The following is a 19,965-nucleotide window of genomic DNA, read 5'->3' as shown; positions in this document are numbered from 1 at the left end:
AAGCCCCGGGAACCGTTCAGAAAAAGCACACCCTGACGAAAAACAATGAACTATTAAACTGAACGGGTTTATTGAACGCAAAAAGGCATGTTTTAAGACACCTCCCCCCACTCTGGTGCCGTTCATTTAAACGTCGGTTTGATTTTAGGACAAGACAGTTTTACTGGTAGTCCGAAGTTAAGCTATTTCTTGGCCCCTGATTCGGGCGGCTTATAGTAATTTTTCCAGCGCCGTTCTAACGGCCCATGGCTCCCATGAGCGGCTACCGGACTGAGCATATCACAACTCAAATGGGGGCGCTTGTAGTTGTAGAGAAACACCCCTTTCTCCAACAGGGTGTAGGCCTCCTCCAGCGAACGAACCGGTTGATGGCTTAGATACTCCTCTTTAAGAATTCCATTGACCCGCTCGGCCACCGAGTTCTCTAAGGGGTCCGAGTTCTCCGTCATGCTGATTCGAATATGATAGGCATCCACGACCTTGGTATATTCATCACAGCAGTACTGGATACCCCGGTCGCTATGATGAATCAAGTGCGGTCCCATTCGTTTGGTGATTTGCTTGAGTGCCATCTCCAGGGCTCGTCGAGAATGAACGGCTTCCAGATTTTCCGCTACAGCAAAACCCACAATTCGATGCGAATAGGCGTCGGTAATCAATGAAATGTACAGATAGCCAGCCTCCGTTAGCCAATACGTTATGTCCGCCACCCAAACCTGATTAGGCCTTAAGATGACTAAGTCCTTGATCAAATTCGGGTATTTGCGAAACCGGTGCCGAGAGAAGGTGGTGATCATCTTTCGCCTTCGCTTTCTGATTAACAGATGGTTAGCTGCCATTAAGTCGAACAAAGCGTCCCGACCCATTTTTATTCCCCTTTGGCCCAGCTCTTCTTTAAGGAGCCAGTATAGTTTCTTACCTCCCATGCGAGGGTGATCCTTTCGAACTGCTTCGATCAGATCCAGCACTTGTTTATCGGCTTCTTCTCCTTTAATCTGCCGATGGTTATGTTGATAGTAAGCTTGCCGACTAAACCCAAACAATCCCGTGATCCGCCGAACGCGGAGGTGAGGATAGCTTACTCGAAGGAGTTGGATTGTTTGGTAACGGACTTTTTTTCGATGGCGATGCCCAGCTCCTGCTCGGCAACCCGAATGACGGTCGAATAATAAAGCACCTGAGTTTGAGCTTGCTCCAACTCTTTCTGGAGCTGTTTGACTTGTCGGGCCAACTCATCGGCCTTATGGGCCATCTGTTCGACAATCGTTGGCGGTGGCTGCTGGCTGGCTTGTTTCATGGCGTCTGTGCGCTGAAAGTTCTCGTGGCGTACCCGGTCCAGCCACTTTCTAACCGTGTGGCGAGTCAAAACGTTAAACTTGGCCATGGCCTGATCAATGGTCAGCCGACCCAGGTTGATCTCTTCAACCATCTGACGCATCTTGAGCTCATGCGCCTGAGTACGAAGCAAAAATAAGTGGTCCATCTGCTTAGAGTGATGGTAAACTCATTTTAGGACAAGACAAGGTCATCCGTAATGTGATTACTTTACGACCAAAATTACTTACTATCAATTCCCATGGAGCCTAACCCCCATCACCGTCAGGAGCACTGGAATACTGTGTATCAAACCAAAGAAACCGATCAGGTTAGCTGGTACGAGCCGGTGCCTGCCGAATCGCTGCGTTTCATAGATGAAGCCAAGCTACCCCAATCCGCCCGAATCATCGACGTGGGCGGGGGCGATAGCCGATTGGTCGACTGTCTGCTGGAGCGGGGTTTCGAGCAAGTTACGGTGCTGGATATTTCGGCGGCTGCGCTCGACCGAGCCCGGCGGCGGCTTGGTGCACAGGCCAACCGGGTCACCTGGGTGGTGGCCGATGCGACCCGGTTTCGACCGGACACGCCCTTTGATTTCTGGCACGACCGGGCCGCGTTTCACTTCCTGACCAGCCAGTCTGAAATAACTGACTACCTGACGCTGATTCGGGATAACCTGGCCGCAACGGGGCGGCTGGTGGTGGGTACGTTTGCCGAAGACGGGCCGGGACGATGCAGCGGCTTACCTGTTCAGCAGTATTCCGAAACCCAGTTAACCGCTACGCTGGGGCAGTTTTTCAACAAGCGATATTGCCAGCAGGTCGAGCACCCAACGCCGTTCGGTACGCTTCAGCCGTTTACGTTCTGTTCCTTCGGCCAGCGGTCGGCGTAGACGTTACTGACAGAAGCACGTAGCCATCAGTCCCAGCCCCATTTTTTGAAGACCGCGTGGCCTTTGTCAGATTGCAGAAACTGGACGAACTGCCGGGCTGTATCGGCCTGCCGGGTCGTTTTGCTCAAGGCAATCGGCGTACCCCGAAAAACGACTTCCGATGGGGGCAACGACACCACCGCCGTTTCGGTCGTCAGCCGGTTATGCCACGACGCATACGTGATCCAGGCATCGTAGCGGCTGTCCTGTTTCCAGGCGGCAATGCCCAGCGCCGAATTGGCGAACGACTGCCCGATGTTGGCCTGAATGCCGCCAATCAGGTTTTGCCGACCGGCCAGGTCTTCCCATAACCCTAGTTGCCCGGCCCCGTTCACGTCGAGGATGGTAATGCCCGGTTTGGTCAGGTCGCGCAGGGTTTTGATCTGCTTCGGATTGCCGGGCCGCACCAGGATGGCGGCCGCCCGGCGGTACAGTTCCGTGCGACTCGCGGCATCGACCAGATCGGGGTGCGCGGCCGTAAACTGGGTGAGCATATATTCCGAACCGCCAAAAAACAGGTCGGCACGTTGCTGCGCGTCGGCCAGCCAGACCACATCAGGACCAGCAACCACCTTAACGGGGTGGCCCGTCTGCTGCCCAAATAGGGCAGCACATTCATTCAGGGGGCCAAACGGACCACCGGGACCATACACATGCAGGGTGTCGGTTGGGGTCTGAGCCGCGAGTAATCCGGGCGTAAATAACATAGCGAGAATCGGCCAGTGCCGGAAGTTGGTCATACGTGTGTTGATAAAACCGGAAGTGAATGGAACCTGATCGGGCTTTCCGACACACGCCGAGCAGGCCACAAAGGTGACGCAATCCGCTCCCACCTGGCTATCATTTTTCGGAATGCCCCCGCACCAGTTATGATTGGCGCACCGGTCGATGGCTCCCTACTTTTGAGCCGGTCGTCTGGACATACTTATCCAGCCAGGCGACTGACACGACCATGAAACGCAAGCCATTAACCACCTATACTATTGCCGATTACCCCAGTGATGCCACGGATCAGCGTGGGTTTTACATGATTCAAATCGCCGATCTAATCCGGCAGATGCGGGGTATCGACCAGCCCCACGCCCATGCGTTCTACCTGGTGATGTACGTCTGGGCCGGGTCGGGTACGCATACTATCGATGCCCAAACATACACCGTTACGCCCCCGCAATTGTATTTTCTGGCACCGGGGCAGGTACACGGCTGGAGCCTGAGCAATGATGCCCAGGGGGTGCTGCTCTTTTTCGATGGGGCCTATTTTCAGGCCCGTTTTCCCAAACGGTTGTTCGACTACCCGTTTTTCCGGCCCGACCGGCCCACGGCGCTGCTGTCGCTCCGGCCCGACGCCCCCATGCTGCCTACCCTGTTCGACTGGGCGTACCGGGAGTTTACGCACCCCCGGCCCCGGCAGGCCGAGGTGTTTGCCTCGCTGCTGCACCTGATGCTCGAAAACGCCTTTCAGCTTTACGAAGAGGTGGCTTATGTACCTGCCCACAACCGCAGCGGGCTGGTGCGTCGGTTCGAGGAGTTACTCGATGCACAGTTTGCCAACCAGCGAAGCTGCCAGGCTTACGCCGATCAGTTGCGCGTCACGCCCAATTACCTCAACAGTTGCTGTCGGCAGCAACTGGACAAAACAGCCAGCCAGCTCATCCGAGACCGTCTGCTGGCCGAAGCCGACCGATTGTTGCTGCATACCGACTTGACGATCAAGGCCATCAGCTACACGCTGGGTTTTACCGATACGGCTTACTTCTCGCGCTTTTATCGTAAAAACAATGGGCAAACGCCCCAGCAGCGCCGCGAGTTACCGCCTGATAATCATTGAATTGTCCTGTGTAACTGTTCTTTTGTCTCTTTATCAGACCGCCCGAAGCCGGTAGCTTTGGCCCTACTCATCAACACTGTTATGATTACCGAAGCGCCAATCCCTGCCACTGACATCGACCTCCACGACGAGCCACAGTCGTTCTGGACCCGCTACATTTTTAGTACCGACCACAAAGTCATCTCCAAACAATACCTGCTGACGGGCATGGCCTGGGCGGTGATTGGGGGGGGGGCGTCGATGCTGATTCGGCTGCAACTGGGCTTCCCGGCTGCCAGACTGGGCTGGCTGCGCCCGTTGCTGGGCCACTATGTGAGCGAAACGGGCCAGCTCACGCCCGACAGTTACCTTGGGCTGGTCACCATGCACGGGGCGATCATGATGTTTTTTGTGCTGACGGCGGGGTTGAGCGGTACCTTCAGCAACCTGCTCATTCCGCTCCAGATAGGGGCGCGGGACATGGCATCGGGCTTTATCAACATGCTGTCGTACTGGTTTTTCTTCGCGGCCAGTGCGGTGATGCTCTCGGTCTTTTTTATCGCCACCGGCCCGCCCGAAGGGGGCTGGGTCGTGTATCCGCCCCTGAGTGCCTTACCCCAGGCGGCTGGCGGGTCAGGCCTGGGCATGACGTTCTATTTGCTGGCGTTTGCCCTGTTTGTGATTTCTACTCTGCTGGGGGGTATCAACTACATCGCTACGGTGATCAACTACCGCACACGGGGCATGTCGATGCTACGGCTCCCGCTAACGGTCTGGGCCTTTCTCTTCACGGCCATCATTGCTACCATTGCCTTTCCGGTGCTGCTCTCGGCGTTTTTGCTGTTGTTTTTCGATCATTCGCTGGGGACCAGTTTTTTCCTGAGCGAGATATACATCGGCGGTCAGGCATTGCCCGAAACGGGTGGAGCCGCTATTCTTTATCAGCACCTGTTCTGGTTTCTGGGCCATCCAGAAGTATACATTATTTTTCTGCCCGCGCTGGGCATCACCTCCGAAGTGATTGCCACCATGTCGCGCAAGCCCATTTTTGGCTACCTGGCTATGATCATCTCGATGGCTGCCATCGTCTTTTTATCATTCGTCGTTTGGGCACACCACATGTTCGTGTCGGGTATGAACCCGTTTCTGGGGTCGATTTTCATGCTGCTGACGCTGATTATTGCCGTCCCCTCGGCCATCAAGGGCTTCAATTACATCACCACGCTGTGGCGGGGTAACATCATCTTCAGTCCGGCCATGCTGTTTGCCATCGGGGTGGTCTCGTTTCTGTTTACCGGGGGCGTCACGGGCATCGTTCTGGGCAACAGCGTACTCGATATTCAACTGCATGACACGTATTTTGTGGTGGCCCACTTTCACCTCATTATGGGGTCGGCCTCGTTCTTTGGTACAATGGCCGGCATTTATCACTGGTACCCCAAGATGTTTGGCCGGCTGATGAACGCCACCTGGGGAGCCGTGCATTTCTGGCTGACATTCGTGGGTGTCTACCTAGTTTTCTTCCCCATGCACTACCTCGGTATCGCCGGGTTTCCGCGCCGGTATTATTCGTTCAGCACCTACGATTTTACCCATTCGTTTACCGACCTGAATCAGTTTATCAGCGTCGCGGCTTTCGTGACGTTTGGGGCGCAGTTTATTTTCCTGTTCAACTTTTTCTGGAGTATGTTCCGGGGGAAGTACGCTCCGCAAAATCCCTGGAAATCGAACACCCTGGAATGGACCACGCCCATTGTACCGCTCCACGGCAACTGGCCGGGTGAGCTGCCGCTGGTCTACCGCTGGCCCTACGACTACAGTAAACCCGGTGCTATCGATGATTTTATTCCGCAGACGGTACCCCTGGCGGCCACGCCCGAATCGAATCTGCCCCACGAGCAGGAACAGGTACGGATCGAAACGAGCGAGGGGGTGTTGGTGGGTACTCCCTCGTCCATCGGGGATCGACCATAACTATTGGTGATTGGCGGAGGTTCTGAAAAGGCCTGACCTTTGAAACAACAAAACGGGCTAAACCCCTTATACTCATGAAAACGAACACGATTAAAACCGCAACCCAGCCCTGGTGGCTGATGGGCCTTCATGGTGGCTTTTATGCCGGAATGGGCCTGGTCCTGCTGATTCATCCAACAACGGCATCGTTACTCCACGCCCTGCTGCTAGGTGGCCTGCTGCTGGCCGCCGGGGTTTGCACGATGATTCTGGGCTTCCGCCGGAAACGCCACGAACAGGTCGATAGCTGGTTTATCATTTCCGGTATTCGGGACAGTATCTTCGGGGTTGCCCTGCTGGTCGAAGCTGGTCAGCCACTGGCGATGATAGTCAATATTCTGGGGCTGTGGGGCATCGTTTACGCTTTTTTGCAAGCCATCGAAGCCATTTTCTACTTCCTGGGCACCCGTTCCGACGAGAAAGAAGATTACGGCGTCGAGATCATTCATGCCATCTGCGTGCTGGTAGCCGGTGGCTTTGCCTTCTCCTTAGTGATGCGTCCCGACGGGCTGCAAACGTCCCTGGGTTTCGTAGGACTGTTTCTGCTGGTGCTGGGTGGCTTACAGGGTCTGCTGACCGATCGGTTACAAAAAGCCAGTCTCCGCTAACCGGACCATCCGTAAATCTGTTTGGTGCTTATTCGTCATTTATCCCCTGAATTACCATGACTCATGTCCTGCTATTACTCCTGCTTGGTCTGCTGGCCGGTGCCCTGAGCGGGCTGATTGGCATCGGCGGGGGTATCATCATCGTACCGGCCCTGGTGCTGCTCTTCGGCTTCTCGCAGACAACGGCGCAGGGAACGGCCCTGGCCACCTTGATTCCCCCGGTGGGGCTGCTGGCCGCGTTTGCCTACTACAAAGAGGGGGCTATCGACATTTGGGCCGCCGTCTGGATTGCCGCCGGATTTCTGATCGGCGGCTTTTTCGGAGCCAAACTCGCCACCATGATACCCGTCAAGCTAATGACCAAAGGTTTTGCGGTCCTGCTGGTTGGTATTGCCATAAAACTGTGGTTCACGAAATAAGTAAACGCACAACGATAAAAATGGAAACGCAACCTGATCTGCCCGCACCCCGCCAAACTGACTCATCGGCCGATGCGCCGGTTTGGCAACTGATTACTTGGCTCAACGCGCTGATTGGCCTGATCGCTGTGGCTATCGTCGGCCTGCTGATCGTTGTCGTTATGGTCGGACTCGGCGACACGACCGCGCCGGCCCAATCGGTTGCCTGGACCACTGGCCCGGCGGTGCAGACGGCCTCCGTAACTCCGGTTGTTTCATCGCAACCCGACGGGCAGCCCAAACCCAACTACTGGCACCCGCCCGGCGATGCCCAGTTGCCCGCCGGGGCGGCTGGCAAAGAGATCCGCTACGGGCGGGAATTAGTGGCCCACACCGCCAAATACCTCGGCCCGAACGGATCGGTATTACACCTGTCTAACGGCATGAACTGCCAGAACTGCCACTTGGATGCGGGCACCAAAATCATGGGCAACAACTACGCGGCCGTTTTTTCGACCTATCCCAAATTTCGGGAACGGTCGGGGGGTATCGAGACGGTGGTGAAACGCATCACGGACTGTTTCGAGCGGAGCTTGAGCGGCAAAGGACCCGACAGCAGCAGCCGTGAAATGAAAGCGATGGTAGCCTACATGAAATGGATCGGCACGGGTGTTCCCAAAGGCGATAAGCCAAAAGGGGCGGGCCTGGCGAAACTGGATTTTCTGGACCGCGCAGCCGATCCGACCAAAGGTAAGTTGCTGTATGCGGCCAAATGCCAGAGTTGCCACGGGGCGAAAGGGGAAGGCATTAAGGTGGCGGGTGACGCGCAGTACACCTACCCACCCCTGTGGGGGCCGCACAGTTACAACGACGGAGCGGGCCTGTTCCGGCTATCCAGTTTTGCGGGATACGTTAAAAACAACATGCCGTTTGGAGCCAGTTACGAAAGCCCGATGCTGACCGATGCTGAAGCCTGGGACCTGGCGGCCTTTGTCAACTCGATGCCCCGGCCCCACAAAGATCAACACAGAGACTGGCCGAAGATCGAAGCCAAACCCGTCGATTTCCCCTTTGCGCCCTATGCAGACGCATTCAGCGAAAAACAGCACAAATTCGGGCCATATCAACCCATTGCCGACGCAAAGAAAGCGGCTGACCCGCAAGCAAAATGACTAAATTCAATCTCAACCCAGTTCGTATGAAAACGCTCAAAACAATCACTATGCTGTTTGTCACCGCCCTGCTGGGCGCAACCGTACCCGCCCTGGCGCAGACCAAAGACCCGTCAGTTTTCCATGGAGCTGAAGCCACCAAAGCCCATTATAAAGCGGCCTACCAGCTCGACAGCGAAGAACCCGATAAAATTAAAGGCACCCTCCGCAACATCCAGAACGCCCTCGACGATCCCCGGCTCAAGGGTAAACTCGACCTCGAACTGGTCGTTCACGGCCCCGGCGTAGCCGCGTTCAGAAAAGACAGCGGTTATGAGGAGATGGTCAAAAAACTCCAGGACCGGGGCGTAACCCTGTCCATGTGCGAGAATACCATGCGCGAGCGTAAAATCAGCAAAGACGAACTGTTTCCGTTCCTGTCCTACGTGCCGAGCGGCAATGGCGAGTTGATTATCCGGGGGCAGGAAGGCTGGACGATCATTCACCCATAATCCAATCAACAAGACTTTCCACCGGAATTTCATCCATATTCGCTCATGAAAATCAACCCAATTCTCGCTACGATAGTGCTCATGGCCAGCCTCCTTACCGACAGTCAGGCGCAGCCAGCCCCTACTCCGAACCGTTTCGACCCACCCTGGAATACGCCCCCCACCGGTGGGGTATCCTTCACCGTACCGGGCGTCGATAATGTGCCCGACCTCTACGGCGACATCGTCAACCCGCAGTTGGTGGTGTTTATGGGCGGCAATCAGTTTATGGTACTGGACGATCTGCTGGCCGCTTTCAAAAAAGACTATCCCACCTACACCCGGATCTTTGTGGAGACGCTGCCGCCGGGTATTCTGGCCAAACAGATGGCCACCGGCTCGATCGTCATCGGCAATATGCGGATCGACCACCAGCCCGATGTGTACCTGGGCGGCAAAAAGCGGGTGCAGGAAAACCGCGACCGGCTGGTGAGCATTCAGACCTACGCCCGGAATAAATTGGCGATTATGGTGCGAAAAGGCAATCCCAAAAAGATCACCGGACTGAAAGACCTGAGTCGGGCCGACGTGAGGATAAGCATGCCTAACCCCGCCTGGGAAGGCATCGGCGGACGCATCGAGGAGGCCTACATAAAGGCCGGGGGCGACGCGCTCAAATCGGCCATCATGCAAACGAAAGTAGCCGACCACAGCACATTTCTGACCCAGATTCACCATCGCCAAACACCCATGCGGGTGCTCTACGACGAGTCGGACGCGGGGCCAGTCTGGTTTACCGAAGCGTTTTATCAGCAGAAGCTGAAGAACCCCGTCGAGCTGATTGCCATTCCCGATATTGAAAACGTGGTGGCCGAATACCAGGGGGGCGCAGTCAAAACGGCCCCGCATCCCCAGGCTGCCACCGACTTTATGACCTTCCTGACCGGGCCAACCGCGCAGGCCATCTACAAAAAATATGGCTTTCAACCGCCCATTGCCCCCTGACCGGGCCTTCAACCCGGCCTAATTTACCTGCCTGCCACCCATCATCCGTTCACCAAGTCGACTTATCATCCAAACATGACCCCAACACCACTAAGAGCGGGACTACTGGCCGGAACTGTAGCGATTACGGTCAATACACTGGCCCTGAAACTGGCGCAACCCCTGGGTATTGTGGCGGAAAGTGGCGGTTTGCTCCGGCTCGGTAGTCGCTACGCCGGACCGATAGCCAATGGGCTGGGCATCACTTACGCCTGGGCGAAGGCCGGATTACCCGGCCCGGCTACGCTTCCGTTCTGGCTGGCGTTTCACTACGCGACCGGTTTTGGTATGGTGTGGCTCTTCGTCGCGGTCCTACACGCCCGGCTGCCCGGTAGCGGGCTGGTAAAGGGCAGTTTGTTTTCGTTGCTCCCCTGGCTCATCAACGGCCTGCTGGTCTTACCCGCACTCGGCCAGGGAGTAATCGGCTGGCGCGTACTCCCCCCATCCGGTATAGCCTACTTTGCGGTGGCTAACTGGCTTTTCGGGGCCGTCCTGGGTATCCTCTACGAAAAACAACAGCGCCCGAAGGAGCTCATTTCGCCGGTTGGTAGTTAGCCCGATACCGCAACGAGACGGCACCTGCCCCTTTTAAATCCGCTTCCCGAGGATAGACGAATCGGGCAGACGATCTATCCCACGCAACCTTTTTCCAAACTATTCCGTAGTAGCTAAGTTAGCTCACAATTAACCCGTTAAGTAAAACCAATAGGATGTTCAATAGACTACTGCTGATTGGAATACTGGCCCTGCTGGCCACCGCCTGCGCCGACCACCGCGAACCGGAAAATTTTGCCCCTACCGTGCGCATTGTTTCACCCGTGGCTAATGCCCGCGTCACGCGCGGGGACGGCCGACCCGGAGCCGGCAGCTTCAACGGCAGCGGCTTTGAGATTAATGTGGAAGTGGTCACCCGCGATTCGGTCAACGTCATTACCAACGAAAGCCTCAACATTCGCAACACCGCCCTGCTGGGTAATGTCAACCCCAACATGCCGGGCCTGACGGTTCTCTTCGACACCGACCTGGTTAAACCCGACGGTGGTATCATCCCAAAAAATACCAACCTGGCGGCCCTCTTCAACATCGCCGGCACCGACGACACGCCCGGCCCGGGGGTCACCATCTGGACCGGCTGGCACGTGCTCGAATCCATTCCGGTGGGCGTCGGTCAGTTTACCATTACCGTCTCGGTCCGGGACAAAGCGGGCAAAACGGGCACCGACAAAATCACCCTCTCCGTTGCCGAAGGCAATGGAATAGCCACCAGCGGGCAGGCCCTGACGCCCCCGCCCTCGGCGACCCTCAACACCACGGGTCCGGTTGACCCGGCGGGTCCGGTTGTCACCCTGCTGGCTCCCCGCGATCCGTCTAGTGTGTCCACTGGCCCCAAAACCTCGCCCACGCCACCCACCAATGCCTCGCTGTTTTTCATTCAGGTGTCCGCACTCGACATCAGCCGAGCGGGTATTGGGGTCAATGAAAATGGGGAGGGCCGCGACGACGCCACCCGGGGTACGATCGTCGACCCTACCCAGTCATCCAAAGGGCCCAACCGCTACGTAACGGGGCTGAACGTGACCTTCGACGTGCCCCTGCTGCAACCCAACGGCAACATCATCGTGGCCGGGGGTAACTTAGCCCCTGTGTTCAACATTGCGGGCAGCGAACTCGACCCCACGGGCTACGTGCGGACGACCTTCGGCTGGGTGGTGGGCGGCTCGCTGCTGATGCCCGTGGGCAAAACATCGGTGACCATTACGGCCCGCGTGACCGACAATGCGGGGAAGACGGGGAGTGCTACCCGCGTGGTGCAGATCAGCCCGGTGGTGAACGGGCAGGCCCTGACCCCTAATTCATAATGAACTGATTGATCCATCACAGCACCACATGGGTTACCAACCCAAGGCGTTCGGTGTTGTGATGGATTAACCGCGCTGAATCAGCCATATACAGCAATCACACTCAACGAAAACAGATCATGAAAATTCCAGTACTACTAATGGCGGTTGGCCTGAGCGTATTGACCGCCTGCCAGGATCACATGCTGACACCGGTCACCACGCCGGATGCGGGTCCGGTGGGCGTGACGGGCCAGGACCGGGTCTACACCGCCGACCAGAGTTCCAACACAGTATCGGTGTTTGATCCCTCGACTGACAAACTCCTGGGGGTCATTCGCTTTGGCATCGCCCGCCCCAACGACTTTAGCCCACTCTACGACCGGGAGGCCAACGTGCACGGCCTGGGCATCTCTCCGGATAACCGCACCTTAGGCGTCGTTTCTACGCTGACGAACTCGGTCAGTTTTGTGGATTTGACGACCAACAAAATCAAGGGGAAAGTGTACGTGGGCCGCAACCCGCACGAGGGTTTTTTCACGCCCGACGGTAAGCAGTTCTGGCTAACGGTGCGGGGGGAGGACTACGTGTCCGTTATCGACGTGGAGAAGTTGCAGGAGGTTCGACGCATCGAGACGGCCAAAGGGCCGGGCATGGTCGTGTTCCGGCCCGACGGTAAGGTGGCTTTCGTCAACCACTCGTTCACCGCCGAACTGGACGTAGTCGACACCAAAACTTACCAGGTTATCAAACGTATTCCAACCGTAACGCCCTTTTCGCCCAATATCGCGGCCACCTTCGACGGGCAGCAGGTTTGGTTCACCCACAAGGATGAGGGCAAAGTAAGCGTGGTGAATGCCCAGACCTACGAAACCGAAGGCGTCATCGACACCGGACCGGGCACCAACCACGTCAACTTCGCGGGGGCGGAGGGCGGCTCGCGCTACAGCGGCAGTGCCGCCGGGGCGTTTGCCTACGTGACGGTGGGCGGGGAAAACGTGGTGAAAGTCTACAGCCGCAGCCGTCAGTTGGTGGCCACGATTCCGGTCGGCCCGAATCCCCACGGGATATGGCCCTCGGGCGACGGCAGTAAACTGTACGTAGGGCTGGAGAACGGCGACGCGGTTGATGTCATTGATACGAAGACCAACACCAAAATTCGGCAGATACCGGGCGGGCAGGCCCCGCAGGCACTGGTGTATGCCGTCCGGGCGATACCCGACGGATCGACCGGGCTAGCCAATCTGGAGGCTTTCGTACCAACCACACCGGTAAACGTGCGGCTGACGCCCAACGGGACGCCACCCGTTCCGGGCGTCGGGGGCGGGGCTACCGTGCGCACCATCGGGGGGATCGACGAGCTGGTTCTGGCCCTCAAAAAGCTGACGCCCGACACAGCATACACGCTCTACCTGTCCGACCAGAAAAGCATGGCGGTCAACCCCGAAGCGGTGGTAGCGTTTAAAACGGATGACAAAGGCGCGGTGGAAATCAATGCGTACTACCAGATTAAACTGCGGCTGGCGGGGCGGTTCTTGGTGGTGCTGCAGGGCGATAAAAATCCGGCCGGTGCCGTGGTTCTGAGTACGCCCTGATGGTTATTGAAAAGGTGAGTTAACCCCGACACTGTAAAACACCTTCTTCCCGGTTTGACCAATTCATTTTTAGCCGTTCACTCCTATCGTTCTATGCTCGATTTTCGCCTGAATGTCTTTTACACGGTGGCCAAACGGCTCAGTTTCACCAAAGCAGCCGCCGACCTATTCGTGACCCAGCCCGCCATTACCAAACACATTCAGGAACTCGAAAGCCAGTTTGGCACGGCCCTTTTCGACCGGCGGGGTAACCAGGTTAGTCTTACTAGGGCCGGTCAGGTGCTGTTTCGCCACGCTGAAGGAATCATTGCGATTTACCAGCAGGCCGAATTCGACATGAATACACTCAAGGGCCGGGTAGGCGGACAGCTGCGGCTGGGGGCCAGTTCGACCATTGCCCAGTACGTCATTCCGGCGGTACTGGCCCGCTTTCAGGAGCACACGCCCGAGGTGAAGCTATCCCTGCTCAGCGGCAACACCGAACAGATCGAACAGGCCCTGCTGGGCAACGACATCGATCTGGGCTTAGTGGAAGGCCGCACCCACCACAGCGATGTTCGCTATACGCCCTTTGTCAAAGACGAACTGGTACTGGTTTGCCGGGACGACCACCCGTTGGCCGGGCGGGATGAGCTGACGCTGGATGAGTTGAAAACCATTCCGCTGGTGCTGCGCGAACGCGGTTCTGGCTCACTCGAAGTAGTCGAACACGCCCTGCGCAAGGCGGGGCTGCGCCTGACCGACCTCACCGTCGGTATGCAGCTGGGCAGCACCGAAGGAATCAAATCGTATCTGGGCAGTTCAAAGAGCATGGCCTTTGTGTCCATTTTTGCGGTGCAGAATGAACTCAAATCGGGTACATTGCGAGTGCTGGATGTGGCCGGTCTGGCGATACAGCGCGATTTTTACGCCATTCAGTTGCAGGGGGTAAGCGAGGGGCTGGCCGATACATTCATGCGCTTTACACGCCATCACTATAACCGGACGTAATAACCCATGAGCAGGGATGATTGGCCCCGTGCCCGTCGGTAGGGTACCTTTAGTCTATCATTAAAGCAACCGGTTATGAATCCGACAACAACGCCCCGACCCCCTTTCCTCAAGTATATCGACACCCTGCGCACGCACACCTTCACCACCCGCGAGCTAATTTTCGGGGCCGCGCTGGTGCTTTGCCTGACCCCGATTGTGTCGCCCCCGCTGGCCTTGTTGCTGGGGCTGCTGATGGCGCAGTTTGTCGGCCATCCATTCCTGCACCTCAATCATAAAGCCACGCACTGGCTGTTACAGGCGTCGGTGGTCGGGCTGGGCTTCGGTATGAACATACACAGTGCGGTGCAGGCGGGGAAAGAAGGCGTACTGTTTACGGTCGTGTCCATTGCCGGGACGCTGACGGTGGGTATTCTGCTGGGCAAATGGCTGAAGATCGACCGGGTTACGGCTCACCTGATTGCAGCCGGTACGGCCATCTGCGGAGGGAGCGCTATTGCGGCCTTATCGCCCGTGATGCGGGCCGAAGAAAAGCAACTGTCCGTCTCCCTCGGTACCATTTTTATCCTGAACTCCGTCGCACTGATCGTCTTTCCGCTCATTGGCCAATGGTTGCACCTGACGCCCGCTCAGTTCGGACTGTGGTGCGCGCTGGCCATTCACGATACGAGTTCGGTGGTGGGCGCAGCCGCTAAATTTGGCCCGGACGCCTTGCAGTTGGCTACAACCGTGAAACTGGCCCGCGCCCTCTGGATCATTCCGGTCGCTCTTGGCACGGCAGCTATGTTCAGAACGGGCAACCGTAACATCAGCATTCCGTACTTCATCGGTCTGTTTATTCTGGCCATGATCGCCCATACCTACCTGCCCGCTATTGAGCCGGTCGCCGGGGTGCTGGTGCACCTGGCCCACGTTGGCCTGACGCTGACGCTGTTTCTGATTGGGGCCGGGCTATCGGGTAAAGTTATCCGCGCGGTGGGCTGGAAACCAATGGTGCAGGGCGTCGTTTTGTGGATACTGATCTCCACTGTATCACTCTATGCTATCCTGCATGTATAGTTCAATCAACTAAACAAAATCACTTTTACTGACGCTTTTGATCCCATGAAAAACGACGCAGCCAATCTTTTCGACCGGCGGGGTTTCCTAAAAGCCGGTTCGCTCACGACCCTGACCGCCCTGCTGGGTACCAACATCGCCTTTGCCGACCGGCTCCCCAAACAGTACCTGCCGCTGGCCTTCGACCCGCTCGACCCAATGGCGACTAAAAACAAGAACTTAGTCGTGCTGAATGACAAACCCTGGAACGTGGAGACCCCGGCTTATCTGCTCGACGATGCCGTGACACCCGCCGACAAGATGTTTATCCGCAACAATGGCCTGATCCCCGAAACCATCGACGTGGCCAACTGGACACTGACCATCAACGGCGAATCGGTGAACGCGCCCAAAACCTACACCCTCAACGACCTTAAAACCAAATTCAAGCCCTACACCTACCAACTGGTGGTCGAGTGCGGAGGAAACGGCCGGGCGGGGTACTTCCCCAAAACAGCGGGTAACCAGTGGACCGAAGGCGGAGTCAGTTGCGCCGAGTGGACTGGTATCCGGCTTAAAGATTTGCTGGCCGATGTGGGTTTGAAAGATAATGCGGTTTATATCGGCTACTACGGGCAGGACCTGCACCTGAGCCGCGACCCGAAACAGCCGGTCATCTCGCGGGGTGTTCCCATCGCCAAAGCCCTCGAAGAGGAAACGATGATTGCTTGGGCTATGAACGGGCAGGATATTCCACTGGTGCACGGCTACCCGCTAAGGCTGGTCATTGGCGGCTGGCCCGCGTCGGTATCGGGGAAGTGGCTGCACACGATTGCCATTCGCGATAAAGTCCACGACGGGGCTAAAATGACGGGTAAAAGTTACCGCATCCCCATTCACCCGGTCGTGCCCGGCGTTGATCCACCCGATAGCGACTTCAAAATCATCGAGTCGATGCCGGTGAAGTCGGTAATTACCTCGCCCAAAACGGGGCTGGAACTGCCGATGGGCCAACCGCTGGCGTTGCGCGGTCATGCCTGGGCGGGCGACCGAACGGTGAAAGAACTACACGTGTCAATTGATTTTGGCCAGACCTGGCAGAAAGCGGCCTTGAAAGCCCCAAAAAACCGGCTGGCCTGGCAACACTGGACCGCTGAGGTAAAAATGCCCATTCAGGGGTATTATGAGGTCTGGGCGCGGGCTACCGACGACGCGGGCGTGGCGCAGCCGATGGTGATGCCGCAGTGGAATCCCGAAGGTTACATTAATAATGCCTGTCATCGGATTGCACTCAAAGTAGTGTAAGAACGGGAATAAAGGAGGAGTGGGAAGAGTGGGATAAATCGAACACAGAAATCATGACTACGAGACAAAAAAAATACCAGTGGCTGATAGGCAGCCTATGCATCTGGCTGCTCTGTGCGTGGATAACGCAGCAGCCCATGCCCGCTAAAAAAGGGCCGTCAAAACCGACAGCCACAACGGTGCCAGTCCACCGTTCGCCAGCCGGGAAGGCAGTAAAAGCTAAGTCGTCGGCTGTAGCCAAAGATGGTGCTGTGTCTGTTCACCCCGATGGCGTACAGGTTGACTCCGAAACGGGGCTGGCCCTGGATAAGAACCTGATGCTGGTGAAAGGCCAATGCACTGTTTGCCACTCCAGCAAGCTGATTCTGCAAAGCCACTTCGACCGGGAGAAGTGGGTCGAGCGGATTCGCTGGATGCAGCGGACGCAGAAACTCTGGGACCTTGGCGACACTGAACCCGCCGTATTGACGTACCTGACCAAATATTACGGCCCTATCAAAACGCCCTTCGATGGGCGGAGACTGCCACTCGATGCGCCGAAGTGGTATAAGGAAGCCGGGCGGTAAATGAAGTGATTATAGCTGTACAGCGGTGCTCAGTTTTCTTTAGGCGGTAGACAGTTCAATACCCCCCTAAGTATATTCAAAAAAGACTTGTCGGACACCAGATTGGCTTATCTTTGGATATGCGAGCACTCCAAATCGATAACCTACCCCCGTCGGCTCATCAGGAGCTAGTGGATTTGTATCAAACCACTAAGCTCCCACGTATCCGTACTCGTGCCCAAATGATTTTGCTTTCAGCCGAGCAAGCCTTAAAAGCTCCCCAGATCGCCCTGATTGTTCGCGAAAGTGAACGCACGGTTCAACGTTGGCTCAAACGCTATCAAGCCGAAGGGATTACTGGCCTGCATGATGCACCCAAAAGTGGGAAGCCTTCCAAAGTTAGTCAGGCTTATCGTCAACAACTACTCAGCAGTGTACGCCAACGTCCCCGCAGTTTAGGCCTGGAATTTTCGCTGTGGACGCTGGCTCGGCTGGCCGATTATTTAGCCGAGCAAACGGGTGTGCGCCTATCGGAAGAGGGTGTGCGTCTTCAACTAAAAGCCATGGAGATTGTCTTATCCCGGCCCCAACATAAAATCAGCAGCCCTGATCCAGAGTACCTACTTAAAAAAAGGAGATTGAGATCAAAAGAGATCAGTTAGAAGCTAATGCGGTTTTTTACTATGCTGACGAGTTTAATCTGAGTTGGCAACCGACCCTTAGAGCGATGTGGAGCCCCGTAGGTCGGCAGGTAATGATTCCCACGCCGGGACAAACCAACAAACGATTCGGCATCGGGGCGGTCAACTATCATACAGGCGAAACGGTGGTTATTGTTCGTAAACGAAAACGACGCGAACAGATTACGGAGCTTCTTGAGCAGCTTCTGCTGAGGCACCCAGTGCAAACCATTTACGTGGCTTGGGACAACGCCGATACCCATAGTGGCGGAGAAATAGATGCCGTAGTACGAGGAGCCGCTGGCCGGTTAGTCTTGCTGTATCTGCCCACTTACAGTCCCTGGCTCAATCCCATTGAGATGTTGTGGCGACACTGGCGACGCGAGGTGACGCATTGTGAGTTATTCGAATCCATCAAAAAGCTGATTGAAGCGACCAATAACTTCTTTGCCCGCTATAATCAAGCACCTGAAAAAGTGCTATCAATCATCGGAGCAACCCGACAGGTCTTTCTTGATTGTACTTAGTAGACTTCTGGTAGAGGTTTTGTCGCGTTTTCTTTACGCCACTTACGTGTTTATATCGGTACAGGTTCCTCTCCTACTCAACCGGCTGTTTCCGATCAATAAATGGATAATGAATACTATTTAATGAACTAGCTATGTAACTATCGATGAATGGGTTGTGTTAGCACCGGCTATCACTGAAAATCGTTCAATAAAATGTCCGAATGATTTCCGGACAAGACATGCTCACAAGTCATTCATTAAAACGTGCCTACCTATCCCTCCTGGTCGATTTACTTAAAACCTTTCGCTCTACCAGTATGGCTTCTGCTCCATTAGGCGTTACAATTATATGGGACTCTTTAGTTTTTTAACCAGTGACATTGCTATTGACCTGGGTACCGCCAATACATTGATCATGCATAACGACCACATCGTGGTTGATCAGCCATCCATTATCGCCATTGACAAAAGCACAGGTAAAGTACTGGCCATTGGCCATCAGGCCATGCAAATGCATGGGAAGACTAACGAGAACATCAAAACCATCCGCCCACTTAAAGATGGCGTCATCGCCGACTTTACAGCCGCCGAATTAATGATCCGGGGATTCGTAAAGTTGATCGCCACAGAACGCAAATTATTCGCGGCCTCTCACCGGATGGTGGTCTGCGTTCCATCGGGAATCACCGAGGTGGAGAAACGAGCGGTCAAGGATTCCTGTGAACACGCCGGGGCCAAAGAGGTCTATATGGTCTATGAACCCCTGGCTGCCGCCGTGGGTATCGGCATTGACATCACTCAGCCCAATGGCACGATGATCATTGACATTGGTGGGGGCACTACCGAAATTGCGGTGATTGCCCTGTCGGGCATCGTCTGTGAACAATCCATCCGCATTGCGGGGGATGTCTTTACCCGTGACATCGTCGATTATATGCGTCGGGAACACAATCTGCTGATTGGCGAGCGGTCGGGAGAGGAAATAAAAATGCACATCGGTTCGGCTTTACCTGAGCTGGTTCGTCCTCCGGCGGATTATGAGATTCGGGGTCGTGATCTGATGACGGGTATCCCCAAAGAAATTAAAGTAACGTACGGGGAAATCGCCTACTGCCTCGACCGATCGATTGCCAAGATTGAGGAAGCTACCCTGAAAGTGCTGGAAATGGCGCCCCCCGAATTATCGGCCGATATTTACACGAATGGTATCCATCTGACGGGTGGCGGAGCGCTGTTACATGGGTTGGGTGAGCGCTTGGCAGTTAAAACCCAATTGCCGGTTCAAGTTGCCGACGACCCCCTTCGCGCCGTGGTTAAAGGTACGGGGGAGTTCATCAAAGATTTGGTCAGGTACGAATCAGTCCTGATTCGCTAAGCTAGAGCTGAAGAGGTTGACGAACCTGGGAAGTGGAGACATCTTTACCCACCCGCTTTGGCAGTCCCTTATCTGTTGGTTAGGTTTAGATAAAGTAACCATTTATTTGCCATCATCTGCGCTTATGTTAAGTTAGAGCGTCTGCGCCCAAACCAACATACCAATCATTTTGCCTTGAAAAGCCGGTTGTATCTGAAAGCCATGCAAGTAGCTTTTACTGAACTAACCGTTTTGAAGAATCAACTCAGCCAACATCCTGAAATGGGGTCAGCGTAACATCAGGGTATAAGTATGTGTAGTTGCACTGTCAGCAGGCTGGACAAAGGCCGG

Annotated in this window: 21 protein-coding genes and 1 pseudogene; 19 read left to right on the top strand and 3 right to left on the bottom strand. The window is 55.7% G+C overall.

Translation table 11 applies throughout. The features are described 5' to 3' along the window. Positions 1-182: 182 nt before the first annotated feature. Entirely contained in the window at positions 183-1,097 is a 915-nt protein-coding gene (locus B156_RS0111435; protein WP_026260772.1) for an IS3 family transposase, read from the bottom strand. Beyond that, positions 1,079-1,483, bottom strand: a complete 405-nt coding sequence (locus B156_RS0111430) for a hypothetical protein (protein ID WP_245563720.1) — start codon at positions 1,481-1,483, stop codon at positions 1,079-1,081. The genes B156_RS0111435 and B156_RS0111430 overlap by 19 nt, the downstream gene beginning before the upstream one ends. 93 nt (positions 1,484-1,576) lie before the next feature. On the opposite strand from B156_RS0111430, the gene B156_RS0111425 reads away from it, so the two are divergent. Then, complete coding sequence (locus B156_RS0111425; protein WP_018619840.1) at positions 1,577-2,209, top strand: class I SAM-dependent methyltransferase; 633 nt, start codon at positions 1,577-1,579, stop codon at positions 2,207-2,209. A 26-nt stretch (positions 2,210-2,235) separates the two neighbouring features. On the opposite strand, the gene B156_RS0111420 is transcribed toward B156_RS0111425, so the two are convergent. Next, complete coding sequence (locus B156_RS0111420; protein WP_018619839.1) at positions 2,236-2,988, bottom strand: substrate-binding domain-containing protein; 753 nt, start codon at positions 2,986-2,988, stop codon at positions 2,236-2,238. 212 nt (positions 2,989-3,200) lie between these two features. On the opposite strand from B156_RS0111420, the gene B156_RS29080 reads away from it, so the two are divergent. The 18 genes and pseudogenes from B156_RS29080 to B156_RS32600 all read left to right on the top strand — a co-directional run. Continuing rightward, positions 3,201-4,076, top strand: a complete 876-nt coding sequence (locus B156_RS29080) for a helix-turn-helix transcriptional regulator (RefSeq protein ID WP_018619838.1) — start codon at positions 3,201-3,203, stop codon at positions 4,074-4,076. Positions 4,077-4,157: 81 nt separating this feature from the next. After that, the gene (locus tag B156_RS0111410; RefSeq protein ID WP_018619837.1) at positions 4,158-6,029 is read left to right on the top strand and encodes a cytochrome c oxidase subunit I; all 1,872 of its coding nucleotides are present in this window, start codon (positions 4,158-4,160) and stop codon (positions 6,027-6,029) included. A 74-nt stretch (positions 6,030-6,103) separates the two neighbouring features. After that, positions 6,104-6,676 (top strand): DUF308 domain-containing protein, encoded by a 573-nt coding sequence (locus B156_RS0111405; protein WP_018619836.1) that lies wholly within the window; start codon positions 6,104-6,106, stop codon positions 6,674-6,676. Between the two features lie 56 nt (positions 6,677-6,732). Then, entirely contained in the window at positions 6,733-7,095 is a 363-nt protein-coding gene (locus B156_RS0111400) for a sulfite exporter TauE/SafE family protein (RefSeq protein ID WP_018619835.1), read from the top strand. Between the two features lie 20 nt (positions 7,096-7,115). Then, entirely contained in the window at positions 7,116-8,246 is a 1,131-nt protein-coding gene (locus B156_RS0111395; protein WP_018619834.1) for a c-type cytochrome, read from the top strand. A 26-nt stretch (positions 8,247-8,272) separates the two neighbouring features. Then, positions 8,273-8,737: a DsrE family protein gene (locus B156_RS0111390; RefSeq protein ID WP_026260770.1), complete on the top strand. Its 465-nt coding sequence runs from the start codon at positions 8,273-8,275 to the stop codon at positions 8,735-8,737. Between the two features lie 45 nt (positions 8,738-8,782). Further along, positions 8,783-9,721: a molybdate ABC transporter substrate-binding protein gene (locus B156_RS0111385; RefSeq protein ID WP_018619832.1), complete on the top strand. Its 939-nt coding sequence runs from the start codon at positions 8,783-8,785 to the stop codon at positions 9,719-9,721. A gap of 75 nt (positions 9,722-9,796) precedes the next feature. Then, positions 9,797-10,315: a hypothetical protein gene (locus tag B156_RS30285; protein ID WP_018619831.1), complete on the top strand. Its 519-nt coding sequence runs from the start codon at positions 9,797-9,799 to the stop codon at positions 10,313-10,315. Between the two features lie 155 nt (positions 10,316-10,470). After that, a complete protein-coding gene (locus tag B156_RS0111375) occupies positions 10,471-11,619 on the top strand; it encodes a hypothetical protein (RefSeq protein ID WP_018619830.1) in 1,149 nt (382 codons plus the stop codon). Positions 11,620-11,738: 119 nt separating this feature from the next. Beyond that, entirely contained in the window at positions 11,739-13,193 is a 1,455-nt protein-coding gene (locus B156_RS0111370; protein ID WP_018619829.1) for a YncE family protein, read from the top strand. A 93-nt stretch (positions 13,194-13,286) separates the two neighbouring features. After that, positions 13,287-14,183, top strand: a complete 897-nt coding sequence (locus tag B156_RS0111365; protein WP_018619828.1) for a LysR family transcriptional regulator — start codon at positions 13,287-13,289, stop codon at positions 14,181-14,183. 75 nt (positions 14,184-14,258) lie between these two features. Next, positions 14,259-15,242, top strand: a complete 984-nt coding sequence (locus B156_RS0111360; protein WP_018619827.1) for a YeiH family protein — start codon at positions 14,259-14,261, stop codon at positions 15,240-15,242. Between the two features lie 45 nt (positions 15,243-15,287). Beyond that, on the top strand, positions 15,288-16,526 hold the full coding sequence (locus tag B156_RS0111355) for a sulfite oxidase (protein WP_018619826.1): 1,239 nt from the start codon (positions 15,288-15,290) through the stop codon (positions 16,524-16,526). A 53-nt stretch (positions 16,527-16,579) separates the two neighbouring features. After that, positions 16,580-17,092, top strand: coding sequence for a hypothetical protein (locus B156_RS0111350; protein WP_018619825.1), 513 nt, complete (start codon positions 16,580-16,582; stop codon positions 17,090-17,092). A gap of 119 nt (positions 17,093-17,211) precedes the next feature. Beyond that, positions 17,212-17,733 (top strand): helix-turn-helix domain-containing protein, encoded by a 522-nt coding sequence (locus B156_RS0111345; RefSeq protein WP_040585487.1) that lies wholly within the window; start codon positions 17,212-17,214, stop codon positions 17,731-17,733. Next, positions 17,709-18,278, top strand: a complete 570-nt coding sequence (locus tag B156_RS0111340; RefSeq protein ID WP_211211226.1) for an IS630 family transposase — start codon at positions 17,709-17,711, stop codon at positions 18,276-18,278. Before B156_RS0111345 ends, B156_RS0111340 begins: the two co-directional genes overlap by 25 nt. Positions 18,279-18,609: 331 nt before the next feature. Then, positions 18,610-19,635 (top strand): rod shape-determining protein, encoded by a 1,026-nt coding sequence (locus B156_RS0111335; RefSeq protein WP_018619822.1) that lies wholly within the window; start codon positions 18,610-18,612, stop codon positions 19,633-19,635. 93 nt (positions 19,636-19,728) lie between these two features. Further along, positions 19,729-19,911: pseudogene (locus tag B156_RS32600) on the top strand (IS701 family transposase); the annotation flags it as partial. Between the last annotated feature and the right edge of the window lie 54 nt (positions 19,912-19,965).

It is taken from the genome of Spirosoma luteum DSM 19990, assembly GCF_000374065.1.
Taxonomy (GTDB): Bacteria; Bacteroidota; Bacteroidia; order Cytophagales; family Spirosomataceae; genus Spirosoma; species Spirosoma luteum.
This window is presented reverse-complemented; position numbering and strand designations above follow the sequence as displayed.

Coding starts and splice junctions, on each gene's coding strand:
- B156_RS0111370 (WP_018619829.1), top strand. CDS start 11,739: ATGAAAATTCCAGTACTACTAATGGCGGTTGGCCTGAGCGTATTGACC.
- B156_RS0111350 (WP_018619825.1), top strand. CDS start 16,580: ATGACTACGAGACAAAAAAAATACCAGTGGCTGATAGGCAGCCTATGC.
- B156_RS0111410 (WP_018619837.1), top strand. CDS start 4,158: ATGATTACCGAAGCGCCAATCCCTGCCACTGACATCGACCTCCACGAC.
- B156_RS29080 (WP_018619838.1), top strand. CDS start 3,201: ATGAAACGCAAGCCATTAACCACCTATACTATTGCCGATTACCCCAGT.
- B156_RS0111390 (WP_026260770.1), top strand. CDS start 8,273: ATGAAAACGCTCAAAACAATCACTATGCTGTTTGTCACCGCCCTGCTG.
- B156_RS0111430 (WP_245563720.1), bottom strand. CDS start 1,483: ATGGACCACTTATTTTTGCTTCGTACTCAGGCGCATGAGCTCAAGATG.
- B156_RS0111335 (WP_018619822.1), top strand. CDS start 18,610: ATGGGACTCTTTAGTTTTTTAACCAGTGACATTGCTATTGACCTGGGT.
- B156_RS0111345 (WP_040585487.1), top strand. CDS start 17,212: ATGCGAGCACTCCAAATCGATAACCTACCCCCGTCGGCTCATCAGGAG.
- B156_RS30285 (WP_018619831.1), top strand. CDS start 9,797: ATGACCCCAACACCACTAAGAGCGGGACTACTGGCCGGAACTGTAGCG.
- B156_RS0111360 (WP_018619827.1), top strand. CDS start 14,259: ATGAATCCGACAACAACGCCCCGACCCCCTTTCCTCAAGTATATCGAC.
- B156_RS0111405 (WP_018619836.1), top strand. CDS start 6,104: ATGAAAACGAACACGATTAAAACCGCAACCCAGCCCTGGTGGCTGATG.
- B156_RS0111400 (WP_018619835.1), top strand. CDS start 6,733: ATGACTCATGTCCTGCTATTACTCCTGCTTGGTCTGCTGGCCGGTGCC.
- B156_RS0111395 (WP_018619834.1), top strand. CDS start 7,116: ATGGAAACGCAACCTGATCTGCCCGCACCCCGCCAAACTGACTCATCG.
- B156_RS0111425 (WP_018619840.1), top strand. CDS start 1,577: ATGGAGCCTAACCCCCATCACCGTCAGGAGCACTGGAATACTGTGTAT.
- B156_RS0111365 (WP_018619828.1), top strand. CDS start 13,287: ATGCTCGATTTTCGCCTGAATGTCTTTTACACGGTGGCCAAACGGCTC.
- B156_RS0111355 (WP_018619826.1), top strand. CDS start 15,288: ATGAAAAACGACGCAGCCAATCTTTTCGACCGGCGGGGTTTCCTAAAA.
- B156_RS0111375 (WP_018619830.1), top strand. CDS start 10,471: ATGTTCAATAGACTACTGCTGATTGGAATACTGGCCCTGCTGGCCACC.
- B156_RS0111420 (WP_018619839.1), bottom strand. CDS start 2,988: ATGACCAACTTCCGGCACTGGCCGATTCTCGCTATGTTATTTACGCCC.
- B156_RS0111385 (WP_018619832.1), top strand. CDS start 8,783: ATGAAAATCAACCCAATTCTCGCTACGATAGTGCTCATGGCCAGCCTC.